Origin of the sequence: Sulfurospirillum sp. UCH001 (assembly GCF_001548035.1) — a bacterium.
In the GTDB taxonomy this organism is placed as follows: domain Bacteria; phylum Campylobacterota; class Campylobacteria; order Campylobacterales; family Sulfurospirillaceae; genus Sulfurospirillum.
In genome coordinates this window covers 609,437-634,234 of record NZ_AP014723.1, presented here as the reverse complement: position 1 = coordinate 634,234, position 24,798 = coordinate 609,437, and the positions used below count along the sequence as shown (strand labels likewise).

Here is a 24,798-nt window from a genome sequence, read left to right as displayed (position 1 = left end):
CCTAGATTTTTGTGCGAGACTCTAACGCCTTAGATAAAGAGAGCATATCGACATTTTCAAGATGAACGCCTGTAGGGACACCTTGTGCAATCTTTGTAAAGTGAAGTGAGTGGTTCTTGAGTTTATCTTCAATAAATAAAATCAATGCATCACTTGCTAACGATGGTGTCAGTGCAAAAATCATTTCTGTTACACCTTCTTTGACAATGCTTTCAAGTTTTTCAAGCGTCTCTTCTTCAAGGTCACTAAGCACAAAATAACGTCCGTCAAAAAGTTTATGCTCTTCTAATACAAAAATATCTTTTGCACTCTCCACCATACACAATTTTTGCACATCACGTCTATCATCAAGGCAGATATCACAAATTTCATGCTCACTTAACGCTCCACAACGCTCACATTTGCGAATGCTTTTAATCGCACTTTCAATGGCATTGGCAAGTTTCATGGCTGAAAATGTATCGTTTAAAACAAGATGATAAGCAAACCTAACAGCAGACTTTCGTCCAACCGTTGGAAGTTTTTCAAAAGCTTCAACCAGCTTATTGAACTTCTCTAATCCACGCATCATGCTACGCATCCTTTGGCAAAATCAATACTAAATTGGTGCAGACCATCTTCATAGCGGTATATCACCTCTAAACCATGTTGGGCAATGATATTTTTAACGATATACAATCCAAGACCTAGTCCACTTCCACATGCCTTGGAACCAGAAACGAAAGGCTGGAAATATTCATCTATGGACATTTTAAGAGGTTCACCTTCATTAGCGATAATAACAGTTTTATTGTCACTTCGAACATAGACTTTATGACTAAGACTGTGTTTCATCGCATTGTCCATCAGATTTTTAAGCGCTAATGCCATCAAATCAAAGTCAACGACCACTTCAAAATCAAAATCACCTTCGATTTTCACCAACTCCTCTTTTTTCTGATCATCTAACATCAAAAGATCAACCGCTTGGTCAATCACATGCATCAGCGGATACTCTTTAAGTGCCAAATCGTATCGTTTAGAAGTAATCTGCTCAATTTTTGAAAACTCAGAGATAAGAAGGTCTAACCGTGCAAAAACACCTACGAGTCTTTTTTTCGCAGTTGCGTCTTCGAGCATCTCCGCTACAATACGCCCTTTGCCAATAGGCGTTTTAAGCTCATGCATGATGGTACGTAAAAAAAGTTGCCTGGAGTTAATGAGGTCGTGTATCTTTTTAACAGCCCTATCGAATTCATTGGCCACCTCACCAATTTCATCATTGGAATTGCTTTTACATTCAATCTCTAAGTCACCACATGCAAACTTACGTATTTGAGAACTGAGTGTCTTCAAAGGAGCAATACTTTTGAAAATAGAAACATACATGTAGAGTAAAATCAAAAGAGCAATCACAAAAACGACCCATAAACTCTCATTGAAATTCTTGTAGTCTTGGCTCTCTAAAAGAACACTGGATTCAAAATTATCGATGAAAAGATAGTAACGGTCATTATAGACAATAGAAGAAAAACGACTAATGGGTGAAAGTTTCTGAAAAATTACAACACCATTAGCGAGTACAGAATCACGTAAGTGTTTACTGGAAACTTTTTTAAGACCAAAGTTATTAAAATATTCCTCAATGTCACCAGGTTGGACGTTGTTACGGTACATCACTAACAGGTAGTTAACCGACTGAATTTGGCGCTGCTTCATATTTTCTAAGTTTTTATCACTTTGATGCTCAAGTAAAAGAGCAAAAAACATTGCCAACAAAAAGAGTGAGAGAAAAAAGATCGCGCTGATCTTGTTTAAAATCGAATTTTTAATCATCCAACCAGCTTATATCCAATCCCTCGAACCGAGTGGATGTATTCAGGGTTTTTAGAATCATCATTTATTTTTGCACGCAAACGACCAATGATAACATCTAGGCTTTTTGAGCCTTTGTCTTTGAGTGATTTACAGTTATACACAAGCTGCTCACGAGAGATAGAAAAACCATTTTGTTTAATCATATAAGAGAGAATCTCATACTCTGCAGGTGTTAGACTTAAAACTTCATTTTTAAAAGAGATCTCATGGCGCTTTTCATCCACAAAAAAGACACTTTGTGTTTGTTGCTCTTCAGGGGTAGAGCTTTTTTTATAACGACGAATCAAACTTTGAATACGCGCGTACATCTCTTTAGGATCATACGGTTTTGGAAGATAATCGTCCGCACCAATTTGAAGCCCAATCACTTTATCGCTAATATCGCTACGTGCAGAGGAGATAATAATAGGAATATCATATTTTGCAACAACCTCTTTACATACTTCAAGTCCATCCATACCTGGCAAGGTAAGGTCTAAAATAAGAAGATCATACTTCTTAATTCCAGCACTTAATCCCAAATAAGGATCTGCATAATTGGTAATTTTAATATTGTATTTTGCGAGGTATTCACTCAAAATCTCTGCAAATTCTTCATCATCTTCTATCATTAAGACATTAATCATTCTCTAACCTCATTTAGGTTTTTTATAATTATACTGAATTTGGAAGAGTTTTAAAAAAAGAAGACCTCCGAAGAGGTCTAAAGGGGTATTACAATAAATTCTTATTTACTTGAAGGTGCAGCAGCAGGAGCCATAGGCATAGGTTTTTGTGGTTTTTGTGCCATCAATGTTTTAAGCTCAGCACGTTGTTCTTTGGTTAAGAGATTAAATACTTTTTCCATGTGATCTGCTTGAAGCGCTAACATCTTCTCGTGCATTTCATTATGAATCTTGATAAACTCTTTTTTGTTAAAGGAATCTGCACTCATCAAATCTTGCATTTTTGTCATCATTTTTGGATCACGAATTTTAGTCATTTCTAATTTCATTTCACTCTGTAAAACAGCTAGCTTATGACGTTGATCGTCTGTAAGATTGAGTTGCATAAGCTGAGGCATCATGCCACCTTTACCACCCATCATCATACCTGATCCACCCATGCCACAGCCACCTTGCATCATTCCCATACCTGATTGCATATTTTGGCATTGACCGCCACCAAATGCGAAAGCGCTGGTTGTGCCAAGCGCAACTAATGTTGCTAGTGTTAAAATTGTCTTTTTCATTGTGTACTCCTTAAAAGTTTTATGATGAAATAATACGCTCCTGCTCTTAACGAGCTTTTAACGGTTTGTTAATCAACCTTAACAACCAAAATTTAAACTACTTTTTGATAAAATCTTGATCTTCAATTAAACTTACATGTAAAGAGAATAATAGTGGACCTAGAATATTACGAAGTACTGGAAATTACAAGATCTGCTGATGCAGCAGAGATTAAGAAGGCGTATAGAAGGCTTGCACTGCAATACCATCCTGATCGTAACCAAGGTGACAAAGAGGCTGAAGAAAAATTCAAAGCCATTAATGAAGCTTACCAAGTCCTAAGCGATGAACAAAAACGTGCTACATACGACCGTTATGGAAAACAAGGGCTTGATTCTCAAGGCTTTAGCCACTTCTCCGATATGCGTTATGAAGACATTATGGGTGATCTTGGCTCTATTTTTGAGTCTGTTTTTGGTGGAGGCTTCAGTAGTGGTGGTTTTGGAGGAAGTAGTTCTAAACAAAACCGAAAGTACAACCTTGACCTTGAAGCTGAAGTTACTTTAGCATTTAATGAAGCTATTTTTGGCACAAAAAAAGAGGTCAGTTTTTCTTATAAAAAACCTTGCGAAACCTGTGATGGTACAGGAAGCAAAGATAAATCTAAGGCAACATGTAAAGAGTGTAAAGGCAAAGGACAAGTATTTTACCGTCAAGGGTTTATGACTTTTTCACAAACGTGTCCTGCGTGTAATGGGAAAGGAAGTGTCGTCACCAATCCATGCCCAAGTTGTAATGCCAAAGGCTTTACTCAAGTAGACGATAAAGTTACCATAGACATACCAGAAGGCATTGACAACAACAACCGCATTCGGGTTGCAGGGCGAGGAAACATCGATGAAAGAGGTACAAGAGGCGATCTTTACATCTTAGTTCATGTCAAAGAAGATGAACATTTTGTACGTCACAATGATGATATCTACATCGAAGTGCCTGTATTCTTTACACAAGTAGCACTTGGTGAAACCATTAAAATACCAACCATTCGAGGCGAAACAGAGTTAGAACTTCCTCTTGGAGCAAAAGACAAACAACAGTTTATCTTCAAAAAAGAGGGTGTCAAAAATGTTCATACGCATCAACTTGGTAGTATGATTGCTCAAATTTCGATTCGTTACCCTAAAAAAATCACTAAAGAGCAAAAAGAATTACTCGAAAAACTTCAAACAGAGTTTGGCATTGAATCCAAACATAAAGATGAAAAATTTGAAGGCGTATTCGATAAAATCAAAAGCTGGTTTAACTAAATAATGCAAGCAACCATAGAGTATCAAGGCGAAACGCTTTGTTACTCTATCATCACAAATCGCCGCCTAAAGCATCTCTACATTAAGATAGACCCTATCAAAGGCGTCATTGTTAAAACTCCTTCTTACACCAAAGAGTATATCCACGCACTGGTTCTTCAAAAGGCACAATGGATATTTTCCAAAATGAATGCTCTGCAAAAAAGAACAACACTCCCTTCTCTCTTTGAAGACGAAGGGAAAGTCCTCTATTTGGGCGAAGCTATCTTACTTCATGCACATCAAACACCAGAAGCCTTTTACAAAGAAAAAACTATCCCCTTAGTCATACGCCTTGTGGAAGAATGGAGTTTTTTAATGGGGGTTAAACCAACCAAGATAAGCTTTCGTAAGGCAAAAAAACGATGGGGAAGTTGCTCACACACCAATGAGCTGAGCTTTAACCTCAGCCTTGCACAATTACCCTTAGAATGCGTTACATACATTGTCATTCACGAACTTTCTCACATAGAACACAAACATCATCAAAAAGCGTTTTGGGAATGTGTTAAAGAATTTATGCCAGAGTATAAAGAGTGTGAGAAGGTGCTTAGAAACTATTCACCAACACTTTCTTGAAAAAAATCTGCTACCGTGCATTCTAAAATATAAGCAATCTTGACGAGATGCTCTAGATTAAAATGTTGTTGTTTATAATAAATTTCTGCTTGAGAAATAAGCCCAACTGATTTGTGTCCTAGAGCTTGAGAAAGAGCTAATTGTGAATACCCCTTACGTTCTCGTAACCTTTTAACGTTTTTACCGATAGTATAATGAAATTTTTCAATAGAGTAATTATCTAAATTTTCAACTGTTCTCAAAGAGATTTTCCTTTATCAATATATGTATAGCTAACCTTGCTATTTGATTTTATAATCTTAATTATAGTACTAGCGCGTCACAGAATGCGTCACAACCATAGAAATATTTTCTTTATATTTTATAGAATGAAAACGACTAGTAATAACTATTTGATTTTGATTCATTAAATATGCTTTAATTGCAGGTCACTTTAAATTTATAAAAGGAAAGATATGAAAAAGAGTTTGATTGTAGTATCATTACTATGTGCAAGTTTATCAGGACTGCTTGCATCAGAAACAAATAATAGTTGGTTTGTCGGTGGTGAGTTTGGTGGTATGAATGTACATACAAAAACTTCCGGTTACGCTAATATTCCTAGTTTAGGATACAACACCTCAGGTACTGATAAAGATACGATTGATAGTACTTATGAAGGCATAAAAGTAGGTAAATATTTCGAATTTGGAAGAGTTTACGGAAACTTTGCATATCAAAATAAAAAAGATGATTTATCCTCTTATACATTTGGTTTGGGATATGATTATTTATTTAAAAACAAATCGGATTTTATTCCCTTTATAGGTCTAAATGTTTCTTATAGCAAAGCTAAATGGTCATTTGAAAATGCAGAAATATTATCACTTGATAAGCCAAAAGGTTTTAACTATGGTCCAGAAGCTGGTTTTCTATACTCAATGACTAAAAATACTGAGCTAGAGATAGGTGTTCGCTATATGATTAGTGATGTAAAAGATACCTTTTCTATAAATGATGGTACTAATTCAGCAAGTATTAAAATCGAATCTGAAAAAATCATTCAATATTATGTCGGTCTAAACTACAAATTCTAAATTATTCTAATGTTATCTTTAGCCTAGAGCTAAAGATAACGATTTCTAAAAAAATAAAATCCTAAAACCAATAGCGACTAAAACAACACCACCAAAAATTTCAGCTTTACTTTCCAACCACGTACCACTTAATTTACCAACATAGACACCTATGAAGCTAATGATAAACGTCGTAAGTCCAATAATACCACACGCAAGAAGAGGATTCAGTTCTAGAAGCATCAAACTAAATCCTGCTGCCATTGCGTCGATACTCGTTGCAATGGCAAGGGTAAGCATCACTTTATTGGTAATCTTTGCAAGCTCTTCTTCTACACCCTCATTCACGCCTTCATAAATCATTTTAGCGCCAATGAGTACTAAAAGTGCAAAAGCAATGTAATGCGCATAATCACTTACAAAACCTAGCAATCCTCGTCCACCTAAATAACCAAATAGTGGCATTAATGCTTGAAAAATACCAAAGAAAAGCCCCGCTTTTAGGGCTAATGCTTTTGTGCTCTCAACATTTTTTGAGCCCAATCCGATGGAAACAGCAAAAGCATCCATACTAAGGGCAAATGCCAATAACAACACTTCTATCATTTTAACTCTCCCCAATTATTACCTATCGCAATAGAAACTTTTAGCGGTACTTTGAGTGTATAAATCTCTTCCATAACGTTTTGTGCCGCTTTAGCAAATGCTTCTGCCTTCTCTTCTTTTACCTCAAAGATAAGCTCATCGTGAATTTGAAGTAGTAGTTTTGCTTCATCATCCACCAGTGTTGTCATAATTTTATTCATTGACAGCTTGATAAGATCTGCTGCACTTCCTTGGAAAACGGTATTGACCGCTTCACGAAGGTAGCCTGCGTATTGCATTGCATTGGCATGTTCAAAATCAAAAAAGCGCTTTCGCCCTAAAAGAGTTTGTACAAAACCTTTCTCTTTCGCATTGTCTGCGACAGCTGTTAGGTAATTTTTAATCGTCGGGAATGTTGCAAAATAACTCTCTATATAACTCTTCGCTTCTTTCATCGAGATACCAATGGTTTCAGAAAGACGTTTTGGTCCCATTCCATAAAGCAGACCAAAGTTAATGCTTTTTGCCACACCACGTTTTGCCACTGCCTCTTCTTCACCAAAGAGTTTTAATGCTGTCTCTTTATGGATATCTTTACCTGTCCTAAACGCTTCTACCATCGCTTCATCACCACTAAAATGTGCCAACAGTCTAAGTTCAATCTGCGAATAGTCGATGCCGATAAGTTTATACCCTTCTTTTGCAACAAAACCACCACGCACTTCACGTCCCAACTCTGTTTTTACAGGGATATTTTGTAAGTTTGGATCTTTAGAGCTTAGACGTCCCGTTGCTGTTCCTATTTGCATAAATGAAGTATGTACACGTCCAAGAGGTGACTCTTTTGAAAGTTTTAAAAGTGGCTCAATGTAGGTAGAGCGCAATTTATAAAGTTCCCTGTATTCTAAAATTTTAGCAATACTTGGATGCTTCTCTAAAAGTTCATTCAGAACATTTTCATCCGTGCTATAGCCTGTTTTTGTTTTTTTCACCGTAGGAAGTCCTAATTGTTCAAACAAAACAGCGCCTAATTGCTGTGTCGAATTGAGATTGAACGTTGTTTCGCACAATGCAAAAATTTCTGTTTTTAGAGCTTCTATGGCATGATCGGTTCGCTTTAAAAGTGTTTCAAAATAACCACTATCGACCTTAATACCCTCTTTCTCCATTTTCATCAGTGTTTTGATAAATGGAAACTCTACCTCTTTGGCAAGGTCAAGCAAAGCAGGCTCTAACATTTCATGCAATTTATGATAAAGCCTGAGTGTCATCCATGCATCTTCAGCGGCATATTCGCATGCTTTTTCAAGTGCGACCGTACTAAAGTTTTCACCTTTGCCTACTACATCTTTAAACTTAACCATAGAGTGGTTAAAAAAGCGAAGCGCAAGCGTATCGAGTCCTACACTACTCTCTGGATTTAATAGCCATGCAAGGAGCATTGTATCGGCGTAAATAGAGATATTTTGGATACCAAAATTGTTTTCAATAACTGCAAGATCATACTTGAGATTTTGTCCTACAATTTTATGAGCAAAAAGCTCGCTTAATGCACGCTTTGCATCTTCAAAGCTAATCTGCTCACCCACCCCCAAATAGTGATGTGCGATCGGGACATAGTACGCCTCTTTATCATTTATAGCAAAAGAAAAGCCTACGATTTTAGCGTTGTAGGCATCAAGGGCATTGGTCTCTGTATCAAACGCTACAATAGACCCCTCTTCGATTCCCTCAATGATGTTGAACAACATTTTCGCATCATCGACTAAGATCGCTTTAAAACTATTACTCGCCTCTTCTTTTGGCTTTGCATGTAAAGCTTCATTGCGTACACGAGAAAGCATATGACGTAGCTCATACTTTTCTAATTCATCTGCAATGTTTATTAAAGGATTATCGCATGGGAAATGGAACGATTCAAATTTATCAGCGATACTCAGTGAATCATCTAAACGGACCAACTGCTTACTTAAAAAAGCCTTGTCTTTTCCCTCTTCAAGCATACTCTGTACGCGAGGATTTCCGACACGCTCTAAGTTTGCATAAACATTTTCCACCGTTCCAAAATCATCTAAAAGTTTTTTTGCACCTTTTGGACCTATGCCTTTTACCCCTGGTATATTATCGGCGGTATCGCCTACTAAAGAGAGGTATTCGTTAATTTTATTGGGATATACACCAAATTTTTCAAAACACTTTTCTGTATCGACTTCACTTTTTTTCATAGGATCATAAATGACAACTCGTCCATCATCTATAAGTTGGTAGAGGTCTTTATCGTGCGTTACAATGCGCACTTTAATATCGTGGCTTTTAGCAAAGCGTACTGCAGAAGCGATGACATCATCGGCCTCATATCCCTCTTCGCTGTAACATTTAAAGCCCATCTTTTCAATCCATGAAATTGCTACAGGAAGTTGGCGCTTGAGATCTTCCGGTGCTTCAGGACGATTGGCTTTATAGTTTGGGTCTATCTCATGACGAAAGTTTTTACCTTTGCTATCTAGTGCGAACATCAAATAATCGGTATCATGTTCATTCTTAATCGCATAAATAAAATTGGCAAATCCTGTTAAAAGTCCTGTTGGGAAACCTTGCGAATTGCGCAATTGGGGAAGAGCATAATAATTTCTAAAAAAAAAGCCAAATGTATCAATAATGGTAAGTGTTTTCACGAAAGCGCCTTTATGGTGTAAGGGGTTAGTAAGATTCTTTGAGTTTGTCAACAACATCAAGGAAAGTATTTTGATCTAACTCTTCTTTTTCTAAAAGTTTAAGAGCAAGATTGACACTTCTCTCGCTCAAAGGGGAATTGATAGGAATAGCCGTTTTAGCGACTTTAAGAGCAAATGCGTAAGGACGTATCTCATCGGGGATAGCGCCTAAAGCGTCTGAATACGCAATCGCTTCAACCATTTTTTCTTCAAATTTCCAATGTTTGAAGATCAATGCAGCCACTTCACTGCTCGTAATACGCACAAACATACGCTCAACATCGGCGATATTGGTGCTATTTTCAATTTCAGATTTGAATTGGTAGGTTTCATTATTTTTTACAATTTCATCGGCGATCAGAATTTTTCCTGTCTCTTGCAAAAGCGCTGCAAGAAAAAGAAAATCTGTTTTTGATGGATCAATTTTGCTGTACCACTGCATAATAAGAGCACTTTGCAAATTTGAAATCGCAGCAAACTCTTCAGGGGTAACACCATAAGGTGCCATGTCGACTTGTAAAAGTTTTTTAATAGACATATCAGTGACTAAAGAGCGTGTTGTGGACATCCCAAAAAGGCTAACAGCTTGCGTCACATTTTTAATTTCACGTCTAAAACCATAGAGAGGAGAATTTGCGACTTTTAAAAGGTTAGCAACCAGCATCGGATCTTCTTCGATCACGCGAGCAAGGTCACTAATGCTTGCATTTGGATCTTGGCAGATCAAACTCATCTGATAAAAACTTTTAGGAAGTGGAGGAAGTGCTTTGATGCGCTCAGCTATCTCTTCTAGCATGTCATCTCTCTTTATGAATTTGTTAGATTATAGCGCGCTTTAGTTAAAAAGCTAATGAGAGAAACCTCTCATTAGCCAAATCGTATCAACCAGGTATTGTGTCTTCAACGCTTTCTGGATGATCAAGTGAATATCTAAATTTTTCCATATCAATTTGTTTATCCCAAGCACCAACAACAACAGCTGCAACTGCATTACCACACAAGTTACCAACCGCTCTCATCTCACTCATAAACTTATCAACACCAAGAAGAACCGCAACCGTTACAACAGGAATTACATCGCCCATTGCAGACAACGTACCTGCAAGAACAATAAATCCTGAACCTGTAACACCAACCGCCCCTTTAGATGCAACCATCAAAATGAAAATAATAGAAAGTTCATGTGAAAGTGTTAAAGGGATATTGAAAGCTTGTGCCAAAAAGATAATAGAAAGAGAAAGATAAATATTGGTACAGTCAAGATTAAACGAATAGCCTGTTGGGATAACAAGTCCCGTTGTACCACGACTAACACCTGCTGCTTCTAAACGACGCATCAAAGGAGCAAGAGCAGACTCACTTGAAGATGTTGCAAATACAATAAGTACCTCTTTAGCAATAAAACGCATAAATTTAAAAACATTGATTTTATAAAACCATAAAATAATGCCAAGAATACCAAATAAAAAAGCTAAAACAGAAACAAGCATAACACCAAGAAGGCTTGCCATTCCAATCAATGAAGCAATACCGAATTTGCCAATAAGAAATGCCATGGCACTAAAACTAGCAAGTGGACTTAACCACATAACAACCGTTAAAATTTTAAAGAAAAAATCTTGAACTTTTTCGAGTGGTTTTAAGATAGCGGATTTATATTTATCCCCAAATGCTGCAATTAAAATAGCAATCGTAAGAGCCATCACAAGTACTTGCAGTGTATTGCCATAAAGAAACGGTGTAATAGGATCTGTTGGAATAGCACTTTTAAGTATACTCCAAGCCGTTGCAGTTTCTTGACCATTTTTAGTAAAACTCTCTACGCTGGAAGCATCTAAAGATTCAACGGAAAGATTCATTCCCGTACCTGGCTTTAAAATATTTCCAAATAAAACGCCAATAGCTAAAGCAAAAGTACTCACTACTTCAAAATAAATAAACGCTTTAAGACCAATAGAGCCAACTTCCTTTAAACTCTCAAGTCCTACGATACCTGAAATGATTGTTAGGAAGATAATCGGTCCTACAAGCCATTTTAGCACTTGAATAAACCAATCAATACCTGGTTTTGCTTTTACTGCCATCGCAGGATTAACCATACCAAAACTAATACCTGCAATAATTGCCACAACAACCCAAAACGCTAAACTTTTGATTGTATAGTGTGTCCAATCTCGCTTAACTACCTTTTTTTGCTCAACAGTTTCCAATGAAATGCCTTCTTTCTCACTTTAAAAACAATGCTATAAAAGTTATGCTATAGCGAGGACGCTGTAGATCAACCTTATTTATCTCATGTTATAAAGCATTGAGTGGTTTATGTTTATTATGACATATGAAAGGGGATTTTAATGAGATTTTTCAAGAAATTTTCGAGAGAAAAATAGAGCTAATGTAAAAGAAAGCTAATGAGAGTTACCTCTCATTAGCCAAATCGTATCAACCTGGAATAGCGTCTGCTACAGTCTCTGGATGATCCAATGCATATCTGAATTTTTCCATATCAATTTGTTTATCCCAAGCACCAACAACAACAGCTGCAACGGCATTACCACACAAGTTACCAACCGCTCTCATCTCACTCATAAACTTATCAACACCAAGAAGAACCGCAACCGTTACAACAGGAATTGCGCCGCCCATTGCAGAAAGTGTTCCTGCAAGAACGATGAAGCCTGAACCTGTTACACCAACAGCACCTTTTGAGGTAATCATTAAGATAAGAATAATGCTTAACTGCTCACCAATACTCAATGGAATATTGAACGCTTGTGAGAGGAAGATAATTGCCAATGACAAGTAGATATTTGTACAGTCAAGGTTAAATGAATATCCAGTAGGAATAACAAGTCCTGTTGTACCTCTACTTACGCCTGCTGACTCAAGTCTTCTCATAAGTGGTGCAAGAGCAGACTCACTTGAAGATGTTGCAAATACAATAAGTACTTCTTTAGCGATAAAGCGCATAAATTTGAAAACATTGATTTTATAGAACCATAAAATAATTCCTAAAACACCAAAGATAAATACTAAAACAGAAACTAACATAACAGCAAGTAAGCTTGCCATGTTAATCAATGATGAAATACCAAATTTACCGATCAAGAATGCCATAGCACTAAATGAAGCGATTGGGCTTAACCACATCAAGATAGTTAAAATTTTAAAGAAGAAATTTTGTGCAATTTCAAGAGGCTTTAAAATCGCAGGCTTATGTTTTCCACCAAACGCAGAAATTAAGATTGCTAAAACCAATGCCATTGTTAATACTTGAAGTGTTTGACCATTAAGGAATGGAGTAATAGGATCACTTGGAATCGCACCTTTAAGGATAGACCAAATTGAGCCTACATCACCTGTATTTGTCGTAAATTTTGCCACACTTTTTGCATCAAGTGACTCAACAGAAAGATTCATGCCGTGTCCTGGACCAAATACGTTACCAAAAAGTACGCCAATAGCTAAAGCAAACGTACTGACAATTTCAAAATAAATAAACGCTTTAAGACCAATAGAGCCAACTTCTTTTAAGCTCTCAAGTCCTACGATACCTGAAATGATTGTTAGGAAGATAATCGGTCCTACAAGCCATTTAAGTGCTTGAATAAACCAATCAATACCTGGTTTTGTTGCAATCGCCATTTTAGGGTCATACATACCAAACGCAATACCCGCGATAATCGCAAAAACAACCCAGAAAGCTAAACTTTTAATTGTATAGCTTTTCCAGTCCTTTTTCTTTACAACATTTACTGTCTGTTCCAAGAAAGATCCTTTTGAATATTTAGATGAATCGATTATAGTTAAAAATTATGTCTAACTTATGTATGTTTCATTCTAAATGAATTCATAGGATTTTTTAAGATAAAAAGAGTTACCAAAAGAAACATTTTTATTTATTGCTTTTCTGATTCCAATTCTAATGCTAAAAATTTTCCTGTATAGCTTCCAGATGCTTCAGCGTCCCTAGCAACATCAAATGGCGTTCCTATCGCTATTATGCGCCCTCCATAGCTTCCACCTTCAGGTCCCATGTCGATCATATAGTCTGCATTTTTGATGACATCCATGTTGTGTTCTATCACTAAAACAGAGTTACCCATATCTGTGAGATGGTGTAACACTTTTACCAGTCTATCTACGTCTGCGAAGTGTAAGCCAGTGGTTGGTTCATCTAAAACATAGAGGGTATTGCCTGTATCTTTTTTACTAAGCTCTTTTGCTAGTTTGATACGCTGCGCTTCACCACCACTCAGTGTAACGGCATTTTGTCCTAGAGTGATGTAGCCCAAACCAACATCTACTAAGGTTTGAATTTTTTGATGAATTTTTGGAATGGCTTTGAAAAATTCAAAGGCTTCATCAACACTCATATCGAGTACATCAGAGATGGACTTGCCTTTGTATTTGATCTCTAACGTTTGCGCATTGTAGCGATGCCCTTTACAACTGTCACATTTCACCATAATATCCGGTAAGAAGTGCATTTCTATTTTGATTTCTCCATCGCCTTGACACTTCTCACAACGTCCACCTTTGACGTTAAAGGAGAAACGACCAACACTGTAACCCCTTATTTGCGCCTCTTTGGTTTTGGCAAAGAGTGCTCTTATCTCATCCATAACACCTGTGTAAGTCGCAGGGTTTGAGCGAGGAGTCCTACCAATAGGGCTTTGGTCAAGATAAATCACTTTATCAAGCTGATCAAGTCCTATACACTCTACTCCTGCAACCTTGTTCACTTTTTTTGCACGGTTGAGATACTCTTTGGCAACAGGAAGCAACGTTTGGAGAATCAGTGAACTTTTACCGCTACCACTCACACCTGTAATCGCCACAAGATTGCCTAAAGGAATTTTCACATCGAGATTTTGGATATTGTTAATAGTTACATTATTGAGTTCTATCCAACGCTCTTGTTTACGGTTTTCGCGGTAGTTAATGATTCGTGTGCCATTGAGGTATTGTGCTGTAAGCGTATTGCTTTTTAACAGCTCTTCATTGGTTCCTTTAAAGACCACTTCACCACCAAATTTTCCAGCCCCTGGTCCAATGTCCACGATAAAATCTGCCGTTTTAATGGTCTCTTTATCGTGTTCGACCACGATGACAGAGTTTCCTTTTTTCTGTAAGCTTCGAAGCGTACGAATCAGTTTAAGCGTGTCACGTTCATGAAGCCCAATACTAGGCTCATCTAAAACATACATAACACCTGTGAGTCCACTACCAATCTGTGAAGCAATACGAATACGTTGCGCTTCACCGCCACTGATAGTTCTTGCATCCCGTCCAAGGCTAATGTATCCAAGTCCCACATCAAATAAGAAGAAGAGCCTCTCTTTAATCTCTTTCAAAATAGGCTCAGAGATCATTTTGTGCTGTGCTTTCATAGAAGCAAAGTTCTTTTCATCTTGGAAAAAAGCTAAACATTGGTCTATTGGAAGTTCTAAAATATCTGCGATATTTTTCTTTGCAAGCCTTACCGCTAAACTCTCTTTTTTAAGACGGTATCCACCACACGTATCGCACGTCTTCTCACTCATGTAATCGCCTAGTTCTTTTTCATCTTTAAGCATATCATAGGCAATTTTGATGACACCATCCCATTTACGGGTGAGTTTATGTTTTTTCCAAAAGAAAGTCGCCTCTTCCACACCACCGTGTAAAATCGCCTTTTGCTGGTGCTCTTCAAGTTCTTCATACGGAATACGAGTACTAATGCCCGCTGCTTCACAATATGCCTCTAAAAATTTGGCATAAAAGCTTTTATTGAAGCCGTAAAAGATTTTGATTGCTCCTTCACTGATGCTTACATTTTCATTGATGATTTTTTTAAGATCGAGGGTATAGCGAATGCCTAGACCATCACATGTCGGACATGCACCTTTGGGTGAGTTAAAGGAAAACGAAAGTGGCTCAAGTGGCTCAAAACTGATCTTACAATCAAAACATGCCAAATGCTCACTGTAGTGAATATGAGAAGTTGCAAGGCCTACTTCTTCGGCATTGGCGATATCAAGTTCCACTTCACCATAACTCTCCAACAGTGCTTTTTCAATGTCAGTAGCAATTCTCTCTTTGTTCTCATCACGCACCACAACACGGTCAATAATTACTTTAATCGTGTGCTTTTTCGTTTTAGAAAGTTCTATCTCTTCATCCAAACGCACCATGACACCATCAACAAGCGCACGTACATAGCCCTTATGGCGTAAAGATTCGATCATATCAGCAAAACTACCTTTTTTCTCACGTACCAGTGGCGCTAAAATAGAAAGTTTTGTCTCAGGAGGAAGCTTTAATACCTGTTCAATGATATCTGCCACTGACATTTGTGAGATCTCTTTACCACAAAGATGACAATGCTGTTTACCAACGCGTGCATAGAGTAAACGCAAATAGTCATAAATCTCAGTAATCGTTCCTACCGTAGAGCGAGGGTTTTTGCTGGTTGTTTTTTGATCGATCGCAATAGCAGGTGTTAAACCTTCAATTTTCTCTACATCAGGCTTACCCACACGGTCCAAAAACTGTCTCGCATACGAAGAAAGAGACTCGATGTAGCGACGTTGCCCTTCTGCATAAAGCGTATCAAACGCTAGAGTACTTTTACCACTTCCACTTAAACCTGTAAAAACCACAAGCTTATTTTTTGGAATTTCTAAATTGATATTTTTTAGATTGTTCTCTTTAGCACCGTAAATTTTTATCATAGGACATTTAACTCACTTAAAATTTTATTGATTGTTAGTATAAACATAATGACATACAAGATTAAAAGGGCTCTTTTTTGCACCTTTTTTTCAACTTTATGGGAAACTTTCACCCCAAAATAGACACCGATTAACGAACCAATGCCCACAGCAACACCGGCATTATAATCCACATGCCCATGCGAAGCCAAACTGATAAACCCAGATATGGAACCAAAAATAATAAAAAAGAGTGTTGTACCAACCGCTTTTTTAATGTCCCAATTCATAAAACCTACCAAAACAGGTGTTAAGAAAATGGCACCACCCGTTCCCGTACTAATGGCAATAGCACCTATGATAACACCGACAACAAAGAGTAAACTCTTCGACTCATTCGGCTCACTTTTCGAAACAGTGGGTGCTGTAAAAAACTTATAAATAGACATCGCTAAAATCGTTGCAAAAAGAATTAAAAGCGCAATTCGAGGTAGTGCGTCAACGATAAATCCGCTAAGTGCTGCACCAAAAAGTGCACCAAATCCTAAGAAAATACCGCTGTTAAGTTGCAAGACACCTGCTTTATAGTTGACGTAGGAGCCAAACATCGAACTAAATATCATCTGCATAACAGAAATACCAATAGCCATTTTGATGTCGTAACCAAAATAAATCAATGCAGGTACAAGAATCGTTCCTCCACCGATGCCAAAGAAACCAGAAGAAAATCCTACTAAAATACCGAAAAATGCAAGCCCCACTAACATATATGCCAACTTTAATTATAAGATGATTGATTGTACTAGATGCGCTCTTAATAAACGATTTAAAGTGGATGTTAAAAGAAGATGAGCTCTTTGCATTTTAATTCATGCAAAGAGCCTAATAGTTATTTACGAGAGAGTTTATACCCAATGGCTAATACAATCAACCATGCAGGAATAAGATAAACAGAGATATTGATACCATCAATAAAAAGCATCACACCCAAAATCATCACGAAAAACGCTAGACAGATAATGTTGCCCATTGGGAACCAAAATGCTTTAAATTTAGGCTCTATGCCCTCTTTAATTTTTGCATAACGGAATTTAAGATGCGCAAAGCTAATCATAAACCAATTAACTACCAACGCTGAAACAACAAGTGCCATCAAAAACTGAAATGCACCCTCTGGCATAAAATAATTAAGCGCGACACATGTACCTGTAATGAGCGCAGAGAATAGTACGGCATTGACTGGAACGCCTTTACTGTTTAGGCGCATCATCATTTTAGGTGCATTGCCTTGTGCTGCTAAACCAAACAGCATACGTGAATTTGAGTAAACGCCACTGTTATAGACTGAAAGTGCCGCTGTTAAAACGATCGCATTGAGTACATGTGCAATAACATTTTGATTGATCGTGCTAAAAACCATTACAAATGGCGTGACTTCTTTGGTCATCTGCATCCATGGCATTAAAGACAGAAGTACCGCAAGTGCACCAATGTAGAAAATAAGAATACGGTAAATAACTTGATTGGTCGCTCTTGGAATGGTATGACTTGGATCGTCTGTTTCAGCCGCAGCAATACCAATTAACTCAAGCCCACCAAATGAGAACATGATGAATACCATCGCCATCAAAAAGCCTTTAATCCCATGTGGAAAAAAGCCGCCTTCTAATGCCCAAAGGTTACTAAAGTGTGCACTCTCGCCACCATTACCACTGACAAGCAAGTAACTACCAAATGCAATCATCGCAATAATAGCCGCTACCTTAATGATAGAAAACCAAAACTCAAATTCACCGTAAATACGGACATTGACTAAGTTTACAAGGTTAACCAAAACAAAGAAAAACGCTGCTGATGCCCATGTTGGGATGTTTGGAAGCCAAAAGTGAACAAACGTACCAATCGCTGTTAGTTCTGCCATACCTACTAAAACATAAAGAATCCAGTAGTTCCAGCCCGATGCAAAACCCGCAAATGGATGCCAGTATTTGTTTGCAAAGTGACTAAATGATCCAGCAACTGGCTCTTCAACAACCATTTCACCCAGTTGTCGCATAATCATAAATGCAATAAATCCACCCAGCGCATACCCTAAAAGTACCGCGGGACCTGTCAATTGTACGGTTGTAGAAACCCCTAAAAATAGACCTGTACCAATAGCTCCACCCAATGCAATAAGCTGGACGTGTCTATTTTGCAAGCCTCTTGAAAGCCCTTTTGTGTGCATAAAATTCCTTCAAAAAAATTAACGCGCTATTGTAGCGTTTTTCAAAAAAATTATTCCAATGCTGTGATTAAAAAATATTCTTATGTATAAAAAATTCTCTTTTTAAAATCACTTTATCATCTTAGGATTTTCTTTAATATATAATTTAAATAGTTTCAAATATAATGTTCTCTTAGCGCATATTAAGGGGTTATGAATGAATCAAGCCGTCATTGAAGCCACACGCAGTTTTTGTGAAACTATTTTATGTGAACTGCCTCAAAAAGCAGCTAATTTGGGAGAATACTTTTATGGTTCTGCCATTTCTCTTCTTGAAAACGATACAGAACACACATGGTATCTTTTCTTTGAAAAAGAGGTACTGAGTGAAATTGCATTTAACCTTCTTTTTGAAGAAAATCTTTGTGAAAATGACTTAGATGACCTTTTAAAAGAGATCGCCAACCAAATCATCGGTTCTGCAAAAGTTCTTTTAGAAGAAAAATACCCCAATAATACCTATCAACTCAATGTTCCTGAATTTATGGGCAATGTTTGTAGACCTTTTCCCATTCAGCTTCAAGACACACACCATTACCTCATCAAAAACAGTACATTTGTGATTGCACGTTAAGAAATGTAAATAAACGAAACGACACTTAAACAAACGTACTGCTTTTTAAACCCAACTCTTTTTCTTAAGTCGCCTCTTTGCATAGTTCTGTATAATCAACTTCTTTTAATTGTTTACCATTGTCTGTGGGGGTGCCGAACTTAGGGCTGAGATAATACCCCAAGAAGTCCATTAATGTGGCTTCACGAACCTGATCTGGGTAATGCCAGCGTAGGAAATAAGGAGATAAACGCATGAGTAAAGTACTCGACAATCTTGAAAAAATAGATTCATCTTACATTCAAAACTTTCCAAGTTCCAAGAAAATTTACATCCAAGGTTCACGCCCTGACATTCAAGTCCCAATGCGTGAGATAGAACTCAGTCCAACGGCTAAAAGTGATGGAACGTTCGAAGAAAACCCACCACTTCATGTCTACGATACTTCAGGTGTTTACACTGACCCAAACGTTAAAATCGACCTACACCAAGGTTTAAAGCCTATTCGTGCCAAATGGATAGAAGAAAGAGGCGATACTGAGCAACTGAGCGATTTTAGTTCTGTCTATTTTCACAAACGCCATGATGATGCCGAGCTAAACGCGCTTCGTTTCCCCAACCTCAAAAAACCACGCCGTGCAAAAAGTGGTCAAAACATCACCCAAATGCACTACGCAAAAAAAGGCATCATTACGCCAGAAATGGAGTATGTCGCCATTCGTGAAAACTGTAATCTTGAAGAGGCACGCAAAAACAAACTCCTTGGCTCTCAACACCAAGGCGAGCATTTTGGGGCAAACTTACCAGAGGTTTACACTCCTGAATTTGTCCGCCAAGAGATCGCCGCAGGTCGTGCAGTCCTTCCGCTCAATGTCAATCACCCAGAAGCCGAGCCGATGATCATCGGTCGTAACTTCATGGTCAAGATCAATGCCAACATCGGAAACTCTGCAACCACTTCATCCATCGAAGAAGAGGTCGAAAAGATGCTTTGGTCTACCCGTTGGGGTGGCGATACCGTGATGGACCTCTCCACAGGTAAAAACATCCACGAAACACGAGAGTGGATTTTGAGGAACTCAGCTGTGCCGATTGGTACCGTGCCAATTTACCAAGCCCTAGAAAAGGTCAATGGCATCGCCGAAGACTTGACATGGGAAGTATTCCGTGACACACTTATCGAGCAAGCAGAACAAGGGGTGGACTACTTCACCATTCATGCAGGTGTTCGCTTAGCATACGTACCGATGACGGCAAAACGACTAACAGGCATCGTTTCTCGAGGTGGAAGCATCATGGCTAAATGGTGTCTGCACCACCACAAAGAGAACTTCCTCTACACCTATTTTGAGGAAATCTGTGAGATTATGAAAGCCTACGATGTGGCGTTTTCACTCGGAGATGGCTTACGCCCTGGCTCACTGTATGATGCCAACGATGAAGCGCAATTTGCTGAACTGGAAACGTTGGGTGAACTTACCAAAATCGCATGGAAACATGATGTTCAAGTGATGATCGAAGGACCAGGACACGTTCCGATGCAAAAAATCAAAGAAAACATGACCAAAGAGTTAGAGGACTGTTTTGAAGCACCGTTCTATACGCTTGGACCGCTCGTCACCGACGTTGCTCCGGGGTATGATCACATCACCTCAGCTATCGGTGCAGCACAAATTGGCTGGTACGGTACCGCCATGCTCTGCTACGTTACCCCTAAAGAGCATTTAGGCTTACCAAACAGAGAAGACGTTAAAGAGGGCATCATCGCCTACAAGATCGCCGCACACGCAGCCGACCTTGCTAAAGGTTTTCCAGGAGCACAAATCAGAGATAATGCCATGAGCAAAGCCCGTTTTGAGTTTCGATGGTACGACCAGTTCAACATCGGTTTTGACCCAGACCGTGCTCGTGAATACCACGACAAAACCTTACCCGTCGAGAGTGCCAAAGTAGCACATTTTTGCTCGATGTGTGGACCAAAGTTTTGCTCCATGAAAATCTCACAAGATGTACGTGACTACGCTGCAAAAATCGGTACAGATGATGTAAGTATGGCACTTAAAAAAGGTTTGGAAGAACAAGCCGAACACTTTAAAGAGAGTGGTGGACAGATTTATCAATAAAAAGTTTTAGCCCTTTTGCAGGGCTAAAAACTACTTATTTACTCCATGATGTCCATTGCCTTCAGTTCTAGCAATCAGCTCATCCATATTTTCCCCACCCACAAAATAGGCTTTTCCAAATCCAAAGGTCGCTTCGCCGTACATTACTTTGAACTCATAGAGATTAAAGTCCAACATCTTTTTAAGTGTCCCCACCATCTTGGCATCAAACTTCTTAGCAAAAAGTCCTAACACTTCCACAAAACGCTCACTTCCTCTCTCTATCTTTTGGCTATCGCATTGTAAACTCACACGTTTTCGTGCAAACAGGTTGTCGGTTTTACTCTCGTCTTCTACAAAAAAGAGTGATGCTTTGGGATTTTTTTGCAAATTTTTAGCATGTGTTGCAATGTCGGAGATATAAACGTAAAAACGGTTATTGTTGTAAATGTAAGGTGCGTAAGAGCTAAAAGGGTGCCCTTTACTATCAAGGGTACCGATGATGGCAGTTTGAATAGTTGCGATAAATTCTTTCATGGATTCACTTTTTTATTTTTAGTCTAACACGAAGGCGTTAAAAAAGTGCTCCAAAATGCTAATTAACTCTGCAAACTAAGATTGCCTCTTTCGAGGCAATCTTATAACCACGACGGTTTTGCGTCAACCCCAACACCATCACTCTCGGTATAGCCATCTAAGCTCTTTGCTTTGGCTTGAATACAGATGAAACGAAGTGAGCTTGCATTGTCCGCTTTGATGCAACGCTCCCCTTTAGGGTCTATACGAAACGCATCGCCCTCTTTTATGGCAAACTCTTCGCCATCAATGTATAAAAGCCCTTTGCCACTAAGCACTACATAAATCTCTTCATTGTTTTTATGTGCATGTACAAAAGGAACACTTACACCTGCAGGGAGTTCATTGACAGAGACTTCTGCACCACTTAATGCCAAAACATCGTGCAGTACAACACGACCTAATGATGCGACATCACCGCATGAGATAACTTTATAATTTTGTCCTACTTTTTCCATAATTTTTCCTTTGATTGAGTTTATTGTTTATTCACACTAAATTTAAAATATAAAAATGACTTTTCGCCTCCTTAATTAATTAGATATCTAACTATATGGCTAATTTTTTACTCTCTCTTTTCAAAATTAATAATTGCTTTTTCAAGCAATATCTCGAGTAACATCCCCTCTTCTTCTCTAAGCCCCGCATAGGCTAATGCATTGAGATCTTTCGAAATAGCTTCAAAAATGGGTCTAAGCGCAAACCCTTTTTCGGTAAGAGAAATCATCGTAAAACGGGCATCCACATCTGATTTTACACGTTGTACATAACCGCTTTTTTCAAGCTTTTCTACTAGAACCGTTACTGTGGGTTTTGTTCTGTGAATTTTACGCGAGATTTCGCCCATTTCATAACTACTACCATCAAATAATAAACTTAAGATATCACCATGACTAGGCGCAATATCTGTCAGTTCATATTTTTTCAGCTCTGCAATAATAAATTTATTGGCTTTCTCTGCAAGTCTGCTGGAAAGCGCTATAAGTCTTTGATTTTTCATAAGCCGCATTATAGTTAGATATCTAATTAATGTCAAGTGCCTCATTTTATGGATAGGAGAAAGAGATTTTGCGTTACAATACCCTTTTCAAAATCTTGCACATAAAGCTTTACCATGAACATAGCGCTTTCCATTCTTGCCATTTATGTTTTCATTCTACTCGGATACATTGCCAAAAAGATTTTCAAAGAAGAGTTGGCTGAGCGCGGTATGGTCATTCTCTCGGTCTATTTTCTGCACCCCATCTTTTCATTTTGGGGACTTTCCACGAAACCGATGAGCTTAGAGCTGTTGCAAGTGCCGTTTTATTATGTCCTTTTTTCGCTTCTTACCATTGTCGTAGGATTTATTTTTGCAAGAATGTTTTTTGAAGATGTGAAAGAGCGCTCCATCATGACCATAGCCGCGGCGATTAACAACACAGGCAATTTGGGCATTCCTCTTGGCATCGCCATCTTTGGACAAGATTCTATCATCTACACCAGCATGATGAGTGTTGCCAATACCCTTATGACATATACCTTGGGTGTATTTTTTTACTCTGCAGGTACATCAAGTATGAAACAAGCATTTTTGAACATCTTTAAACTGCCCGTCATTTGGGCGGCGATGTTCGCACTTGGACTTAATTTTGCAGGCATTGTGATTCACCCTACTCTCTTTAAGTCGCTGGAAATGGGGGCGTACTGTATGGTGGTACTTCAACTCATTGTGTTTGGAATGTACCTTTACAACATGAAACTCGGAGAGCTGAACTACAAACTGTTGTTGCACGTTCACCTCATCAAATTTGTCATCATGCCTATCATTACGGTGTGGCTGCTCTTTTTTGTGTTCCCCTTAGAGCCGTTTGTTGCTTCGGTACTTTTTTTAGAACTCATCGTGCCACTGGCGGTTACCAACGTAAACATTTCAGCCCTTTATGACTGCAAACCTGTGGATGTAGCAAGCCTCATACTCTTTACTTCGCTTCTGTTTATTCCTTTTTTGCTGATGGTAAGTTACCTACTCGCTTACTTTGATATCGCACATTTGGGTTAGATTTTTTGGTAGAGATGGGTGATTTTCACATAGTCGTAAAAGTCACTTAAGAGCAAATAGCGCAACCGATGTCTTCAAAACGTTTGAGTGTCACGACATCACCGTCATTGTAAAGATTGGCGGTTTCTAAAAACTCTTTGGGATAACGCTTTTTTTCAAACGGATACTCTAAAAAGCACTTCATAAAGTTTTCAAAAAGATTGTTGATAATCAGCTCTTTCGCAGGACTTGGATAATGCAAATAGTCTTTGACTTTTTCAAACTCCCTGCAGATATACTCTAAACATTGTTGCATGAATCACTGCTTAAATGGGTATTGATAGTGCGAAAATGGGCATTAGCCCCACATGAAAAAGATAACACAGTTACTCCTTTTTAGATCACCTTTGCAAAAGATATACCAAAGCCCTTAGTTACTTATGATACCATTTCAGAGAATTAAAGGAGAATGCGTATGAAACTGATATCGTGGAATGTTAATGGCATTCGTGCTGTTGCGAGTAAAAATGCTTTTACGTGGGTCGATGAAGTTAAACCTGATGTTCTGTGTTTGCAAGAGATCAAAGCAGAAGCACATCAAATTCCTGAACCGCTTTTTCAACACCCTTTTACCTCAAAACACATCAACTCTGCAAGCAAAAAAGGCTACTCGGGTACGATGAGCTTTTCCACACGAATGTTTGAAAAAACCGATACCGCTTTACACATCGACCACACCCAAGAAGGACGTATTTTAGAGCATCACTTTGATAACATAGCACTTTTCAATGTTTACTTTCCAAATGGTCAACAAAGTGAAGAACGTCTTGCCCACAAGATGAAGTTTTACAGCGATTTTCTAGCGCATACTGAAGCATTGCGCAAAGAGGGAAAAGGCATCATCATCTGTGGCGATGTCAATACCGCGCATCGTGAAATCGACCTCACTCATCCTAAAGCCAATGAAGACACTTCAGGCTTCTTACCTATCGAGCGTGCATGGATAGACACACTTTTAGAGAAAGGGTATATCGATACCTTTAGGCATATACATGGAGATAAAACAGAGTGTTATTCGTGGTGGTCATACCGAGCGGGAGCGAGAGAGCGAAATGTTGGATGGAGGATTGACTACTTTTTTATCTCTAAAGAGCTAGAGGGACAACTAAAAGATGCGTTTATCTTACCGCATATCTATGGCTCTGATCATTGCCCTGTTGGCATAGAATTGGAGTGTTAGCC

General features: G+C 38.3%; 24 protein-coding genes and 1 riboswitch. Of the genes, 7 read left to right on the top strand and 17 right to left on the bottom strand.

Annotation, left to right across the window (positions count from 1 at the left end):
• Window position 1: 1 nt before the first annotated feature.
• The 4 genes from recR to UCH001_RS03240 all read right to left on the bottom strand — a co-directional run bounded on the left by recR (window position 2) and on the right by UCH001_RS03240 (window position 3,088).
• Complete coding sequence (gene recR / locus UCH001_RS03255) at window positions 2–571, bottom strand: recombination mediator RecR (protein WP_067174233.1); 570 nt, start codon at window positions 569–571, stop codon at window positions 2–4.
• On the bottom strand, window positions 568–1,815 hold the full coding sequence (locus tag UCH001_RS03250) for an ArsS family sensor histidine kinase (protein WP_067174231.1): 1,248 nt from the start codon (window positions 1,813–1,815) through the stop codon (window positions 568–570). The genes recR and UCH001_RS03250 overlap by 4 nt, the downstream gene beginning before the upstream one ends.
• Window positions 1,812–2,483 carry a response regulator transcription factor gene (locus UCH001_RS03245; RefSeq protein WP_067174229.1) on the bottom strand — a complete coding sequence of 224 codons (672 nt, stop codon included), beginning with the start codon at window positions 2,481–2,483 and terminating at the stop codon, window positions 1,812–1,814. Before UCH001_RS03245 ends, UCH001_RS03250 begins: the two co-directional genes overlap by 4 nt.
• Before the next feature lie 101 nt (window positions 2,484–2,584).
• Window positions 2,585–3,088 carry a Spy/CpxP family protein refolding chaperone gene (locus UCH001_RS03240; protein ID WP_067174226.1) on the bottom strand — a complete coding sequence of 168 codons (504 nt, stop codon included), beginning with the start codon at window positions 3,086–3,088 and terminating at the stop codon, window positions 2,585–2,587.
• A gap of 153 nt (window positions 3,089–3,241) precedes the next feature.
• On the opposite strand from UCH001_RS03240, the gene dnaJ reads away from it, so the two are divergent.
• Both dnaJ and UCH001_RS03230 read left to right on the top strand, forming a co-directional pair.
• Window positions 3,242–4,375, top strand: a complete 1,134-nt coding sequence (gene dnaJ, locus UCH001_RS03235) for a molecular chaperone DnaJ (RefSeq protein WP_173636810.1) — start codon at window positions 3,242–3,244, stop codon at window positions 4,373–4,375.
• A gap of 3 nt (window positions 4,376–4,378) precedes the next feature.
• Window positions 4,379–4,993 (top strand): M48 family metallopeptidase, encoded by a 615-nt coding sequence (locus UCH001_RS03230; RefSeq protein ID WP_145973102.1) that lies wholly within the window; start codon window positions 4,379–4,381, stop codon window positions 4,991–4,993.
• Here UCH001_RS03230 and UCH001_RS03225 read toward each other — a convergent pair.
• Complete coding sequence (locus UCH001_RS03225) at window positions 4,972–5,235, bottom strand: helix-turn-helix domain-containing protein (protein ID WP_067174222.1); 264 nt, start codon at window positions 5,233–5,235, stop codon at window positions 4,972–4,974. The two genes, UCH001_RS03230 and UCH001_RS03225, sit on opposite strands and share 22 nt — an antisense overlap.
• A 213-nt stretch (window positions 5,236–5,448) precedes the next feature.
• Here UCH001_RS03225 and UCH001_RS03220 point away from each other — a divergent pair, with 213 nt between their 5' ends.
• Window positions 5,449–6,069 (top strand): outer membrane protein, encoded by a 621-nt coding sequence (locus UCH001_RS03220; protein ID WP_067174220.1) that lies wholly within the window; start codon window positions 5,449–5,451, stop codon window positions 6,067–6,069.
• A gap of 45 nt (window positions 6,070–6,114) precedes the next feature.
• Here the strand turns inward: UCH001_RS03220 and UCH001_RS03215 are convergent, their stop codons facing one another.
• From UCH001_RS03215 to UCH001_RS03180, 8 genes are all read right to left on the bottom strand, one after another.
• The gene (locus UCH001_RS03215) at window positions 6,115–6,654 is read right to left on the bottom strand and encodes a manganese efflux pump (RefSeq protein WP_067174219.1); all 540 of its coding nucleotides are present in this window, start codon (window positions 6,652–6,654) and stop codon (window positions 6,115–6,117) included.
• The gene (polA, locus tag UCH001_RS03210) at window positions 6,651–9,308 is read right to left on the bottom strand and encodes a DNA polymerase I (RefSeq protein ID WP_067174216.1); all 2,658 of its coding nucleotides are present in this window, start codon (window positions 9,306–9,308) and stop codon (window positions 6,651–6,653) included. Before polA ends, UCH001_RS03215 begins: the two co-directional genes overlap by 4 nt.
• A gap of 25 nt (window positions 9,309–9,333) precedes the next feature.
• Window positions 9,334–10,143, bottom strand: a complete 810-nt coding sequence (locus UCH001_RS03205; RefSeq protein WP_067174214.1) for an HDOD domain-containing protein — start codon at window positions 10,141–10,143, stop codon at window positions 9,334–9,336.
• A gap of 85 nt (window positions 10,144–10,228) precedes the next feature.
• Window positions 10,229–11,557 (bottom strand): cation:dicarboxylate symporter family transporter, encoded by a 1,329-nt coding sequence (locus UCH001_RS03200; RefSeq protein WP_067174212.1) that lies wholly within the window; start codon window positions 11,555–11,557, stop codon window positions 10,229–10,231.
• Between the two features lie 229 nt (window positions 11,558–11,786).
• Window positions 11,787–13,112 carry a cation:dicarboxylate symporter family transporter gene (locus tag UCH001_RS03195; protein ID WP_067174210.1) on the bottom strand — a complete coding sequence of 442 codons (1,326 nt, stop codon included), beginning with the start codon at window positions 13,110–13,112 and terminating at the stop codon, window positions 11,787–11,789.
• Between the two features lie 131 nt (window positions 13,113–13,243).
• A complete protein-coding gene (gene uvrA / locus UCH001_RS03190) occupies window positions 13,244–16,060 on the bottom strand; it encodes an excinuclease ABC subunit UvrA (RefSeq protein WP_067174208.1) in 2,817 nt (938 codons plus the stop codon).
• Window positions 16,057–16,806: a sulfite exporter TauE/SafE family protein gene (locus UCH001_RS03185; protein WP_067174206.1), complete on the bottom strand. Its 750-nt coding sequence runs from the start codon at window positions 16,804–16,806 to the stop codon at window positions 16,057–16,059. Before UCH001_RS03185 ends, uvrA begins: the two co-directional genes overlap by 4 nt.
• A gap of 122 nt (window positions 16,807–16,928) precedes the next feature.
• The gene (locus tag UCH001_RS03180) at window positions 16,929–18,266 is read right to left on the bottom strand and encodes an amino acid permease (protein WP_067174204.1); all 1,338 of its coding nucleotides are present in this window, start codon (window positions 18,264–18,266) and stop codon (window positions 16,929–16,931) included.
• Window positions 18,267–18,462: 196 nt separating this feature from the next.
• Between UCH001_RS03180 and UCH001_RS03175 the strand changes: the two genes are divergently transcribed.
• Together UCH001_RS03175 and thiC are read left to right on the top strand one after the other, a co-directional pair.
• On the top strand, window positions 18,463–18,879 hold the full coding sequence (locus UCH001_RS03175; RefSeq protein ID WP_067174201.1) for a chemotaxis protein CheX: 417 nt from the start codon (window positions 18,463–18,465) through the stop codon (window positions 18,877–18,879).
• Between the two features lie 117 nt (window positions 18,880–18,996).
• Window positions 18,997–19,114, top strand: a riboswitch (TPP riboswitch).
• Window positions 19,113–20,981: a phosphomethylpyrimidine synthase ThiC gene (gene thiC, locus UCH001_RS03170; protein WP_067174199.1), complete on the top strand. Its 1,869-nt coding sequence runs from the start codon at window positions 19,113–19,115 to the stop codon at window positions 20,979–20,981. (Overlaps the previous riboswitch by 2 nt.)
• Window positions 20,982–21,011: 30 nt before the next feature.
• Here thiC and UCH001_RS03165 read toward each other — a convergent pair whose 3' ends face one another.
• The 3 genes from UCH001_RS03165 to UCH001_RS03155 form a co-directional block, all read right to left on the bottom strand.
• Window positions 21,012–21,497 (bottom strand): HugZ family protein, encoded by a 486-nt coding sequence (locus UCH001_RS03165; protein ID WP_067174197.1) that lies wholly within the window; start codon window positions 21,495–21,497, stop codon window positions 21,012–21,014.
• 101 nt (window positions 21,498–21,598) lie between these two features.
• A complete protein-coding gene (locus UCH001_RS03160) occupies window positions 21,599–21,994 on the bottom strand; it encodes a cupin domain-containing protein (protein ID WP_067174195.1) in 396 nt (131 codons plus the stop codon).
• Window positions 21,995–22,101: 107 nt separating this feature from the next.
• Window positions 22,102–22,536 carry a MarR family winged helix-turn-helix transcriptional regulator gene (locus UCH001_RS03155; protein WP_067174193.1) on the bottom strand — a complete coding sequence of 145 codons (435 nt, stop codon included), beginning with the start codon at window positions 22,534–22,536 and terminating at the stop codon, window positions 22,102–22,104.
• A 114-nt stretch (window positions 22,537–22,650) separates the two neighbouring features.
• Between UCH001_RS03155 and UCH001_RS03150 the strand changes: the two genes are divergently transcribed.
• On the top strand, window positions 22,651–23,577 hold the full coding sequence (locus UCH001_RS03150; RefSeq protein WP_067174191.1) for an AEC family transporter: 927 nt from the start codon (window positions 22,651–22,653) through the stop codon (window positions 23,575–23,577).
• A gap of 46 nt (window positions 23,578–23,623) precedes the next feature.
• Here the strand turns inward: UCH001_RS03150 and UCH001_RS03145 are convergent, their stop codons facing one another.
• Entirely contained in the window at window positions 23,624–23,872 is a 249-nt protein-coding gene (locus tag UCH001_RS03145; protein ID WP_067174189.1) for a hypothetical protein, read from the bottom strand.
• A 159-nt stretch (window positions 23,873–24,031) separates the two neighbouring features.
• Between UCH001_RS03145 and UCH001_RS03140 the strand changes: the two genes are divergently transcribed.
• Window positions 24,032–24,796 (top strand): exodeoxyribonuclease III, encoded by a 765-nt coding sequence (locus UCH001_RS03140; RefSeq protein WP_067174186.1) that lies wholly within the window; start codon window positions 24,032–24,034, stop codon window positions 24,794–24,796.
• Window positions 24,797–24,798: the final 2 nt, after the last annotated feature.

What these genes read in the sequence shown, in the direction of transcription:
- recR (WP_067174233.1), bottom strand. Translation starts at nt 571, where the DNA reads ATGATGCGTGGATTAGAGAAGTTCAATAAGCTGGTTGAAGCTTTTGAA.
- UCH001_RS03250 (WP_067174231.1), bottom strand. Translation starts at nt 1,815, where the DNA reads ATGATTAAAAATTCGATTTTAAACAAGATCAGCGCGATCTTTTTTCTC.
- UCH001_RS03245 (WP_067174229.1), bottom strand. Translation starts at nt 2,483, where the DNA reads ATGATTAATGTCTTAATGATAGAAGATGATGAAGAATTTGCAGAGATT.
- UCH001_RS03240 (WP_067174226.1), bottom strand. Translation starts at nt 3,088, where the DNA reads ATGAAAAAGACAATTTTAACACTAGCAACATTAGTTGCGCTTGGCACA.
- UCH001_RS03230 (WP_145973102.1), top strand. Translation starts at nt 4,379, where the DNA reads ATGCAAGCAACCATAGAGTATCAAGGCGAAACGCTTTGTTACTCTATC.
- UCH001_RS03220 (WP_067174220.1), top strand. Translation starts at nt 5,449, where the DNA reads ATGAAAAAGAGTTTGATTGTAGTATCATTACTATGTGCAAGTTTATCA.
- UCH001_RS03215 (WP_067174219.1), bottom strand. Translation starts at nt 6,654, where the DNA reads ATGATAGAAGTGTTGTTATTGGCATTTGCCCTTAGTATGGATGCTTTT.
- UCH001_RS03205 (WP_067174214.1), bottom strand. Translation starts at nt 10,143, where the DNA reads ATGCTAGAAGAGATAGCTGAGCGCATCAAAGCACTTCCTCCACTTCCT.
- uvrA (WP_067174208.1), bottom strand. Translation starts at nt 16,060, where the DNA reads ATGATAAAAATTTACGGTGCTAAAGAGAACAATCTAAAAAATATCAAT.
- UCH001_RS03185 (WP_067174206.1), bottom strand. Translation starts at nt 16,806, where the DNA reads ATGTTAGTGGGGCTTGCATTTTTCGGTATTTTAGTAGGATTTTCTTCT.
- UCH001_RS03180 (WP_067174204.1), bottom strand. Translation starts at nt 18,266, where the DNA reads ATGCACACAAAAGGGCTTTCAAGAGGCTTGCAAAATAGACACGTCCAG.
- UCH001_RS03175 (WP_067174201.1), top strand. Translation starts at nt 18,463, where the DNA reads ATGAATCAAGCCGTCATTGAAGCCACACGCAGTTTTTGTGAAACTATT.
- thiC (WP_067174199.1), top strand. Translation starts at nt 19,113, where the DNA reads ATGAGTAAAGTACTCGACAATCTTGAAAAAATAGATTCATCTTACATT.
- UCH001_RS03165 (WP_067174197.1), bottom strand. Translation starts at nt 21,497, where the DNA reads ATGAAAGAATTTATCGCAACTATTCAAACTGCCATCATCGGTACCCTT.
- UCH001_RS03160 (WP_067174195.1), bottom strand. Translation starts at nt 21,994, where the DNA reads ATGGAAAAAGTAGGACAAAATTATAAAGTTATCTCATGCGGTGATGTC.
- UCH001_RS03155 (WP_067174193.1), bottom strand. Translation starts at nt 22,536, where the DNA reads ATGAAAAATCAAAGACTTATAGCGCTTTCCAGCAGACTTGCAGAGAAA.
- UCH001_RS03150 (WP_067174191.1), top strand. Translation starts at nt 22,651, where the DNA reads ATGAACATAGCGCTTTCCATTCTTGCCATTTATGTTTTCATTCTACTC.
- UCH001_RS03145 (WP_067174189.1), bottom strand. Translation starts at nt 23,872, where the DNA reads ATGCAACAATGTTTAGAGTATATCTGCAGGGAGTTTGAAAAAGTCAAA.
- UCH001_RS03140 (WP_067174186.1), top strand. Translation starts at nt 24,032, where the DNA reads ATGAAACTGATATCGTGGAATGTTAATGGCATTCGTGCTGTTGCGAGT.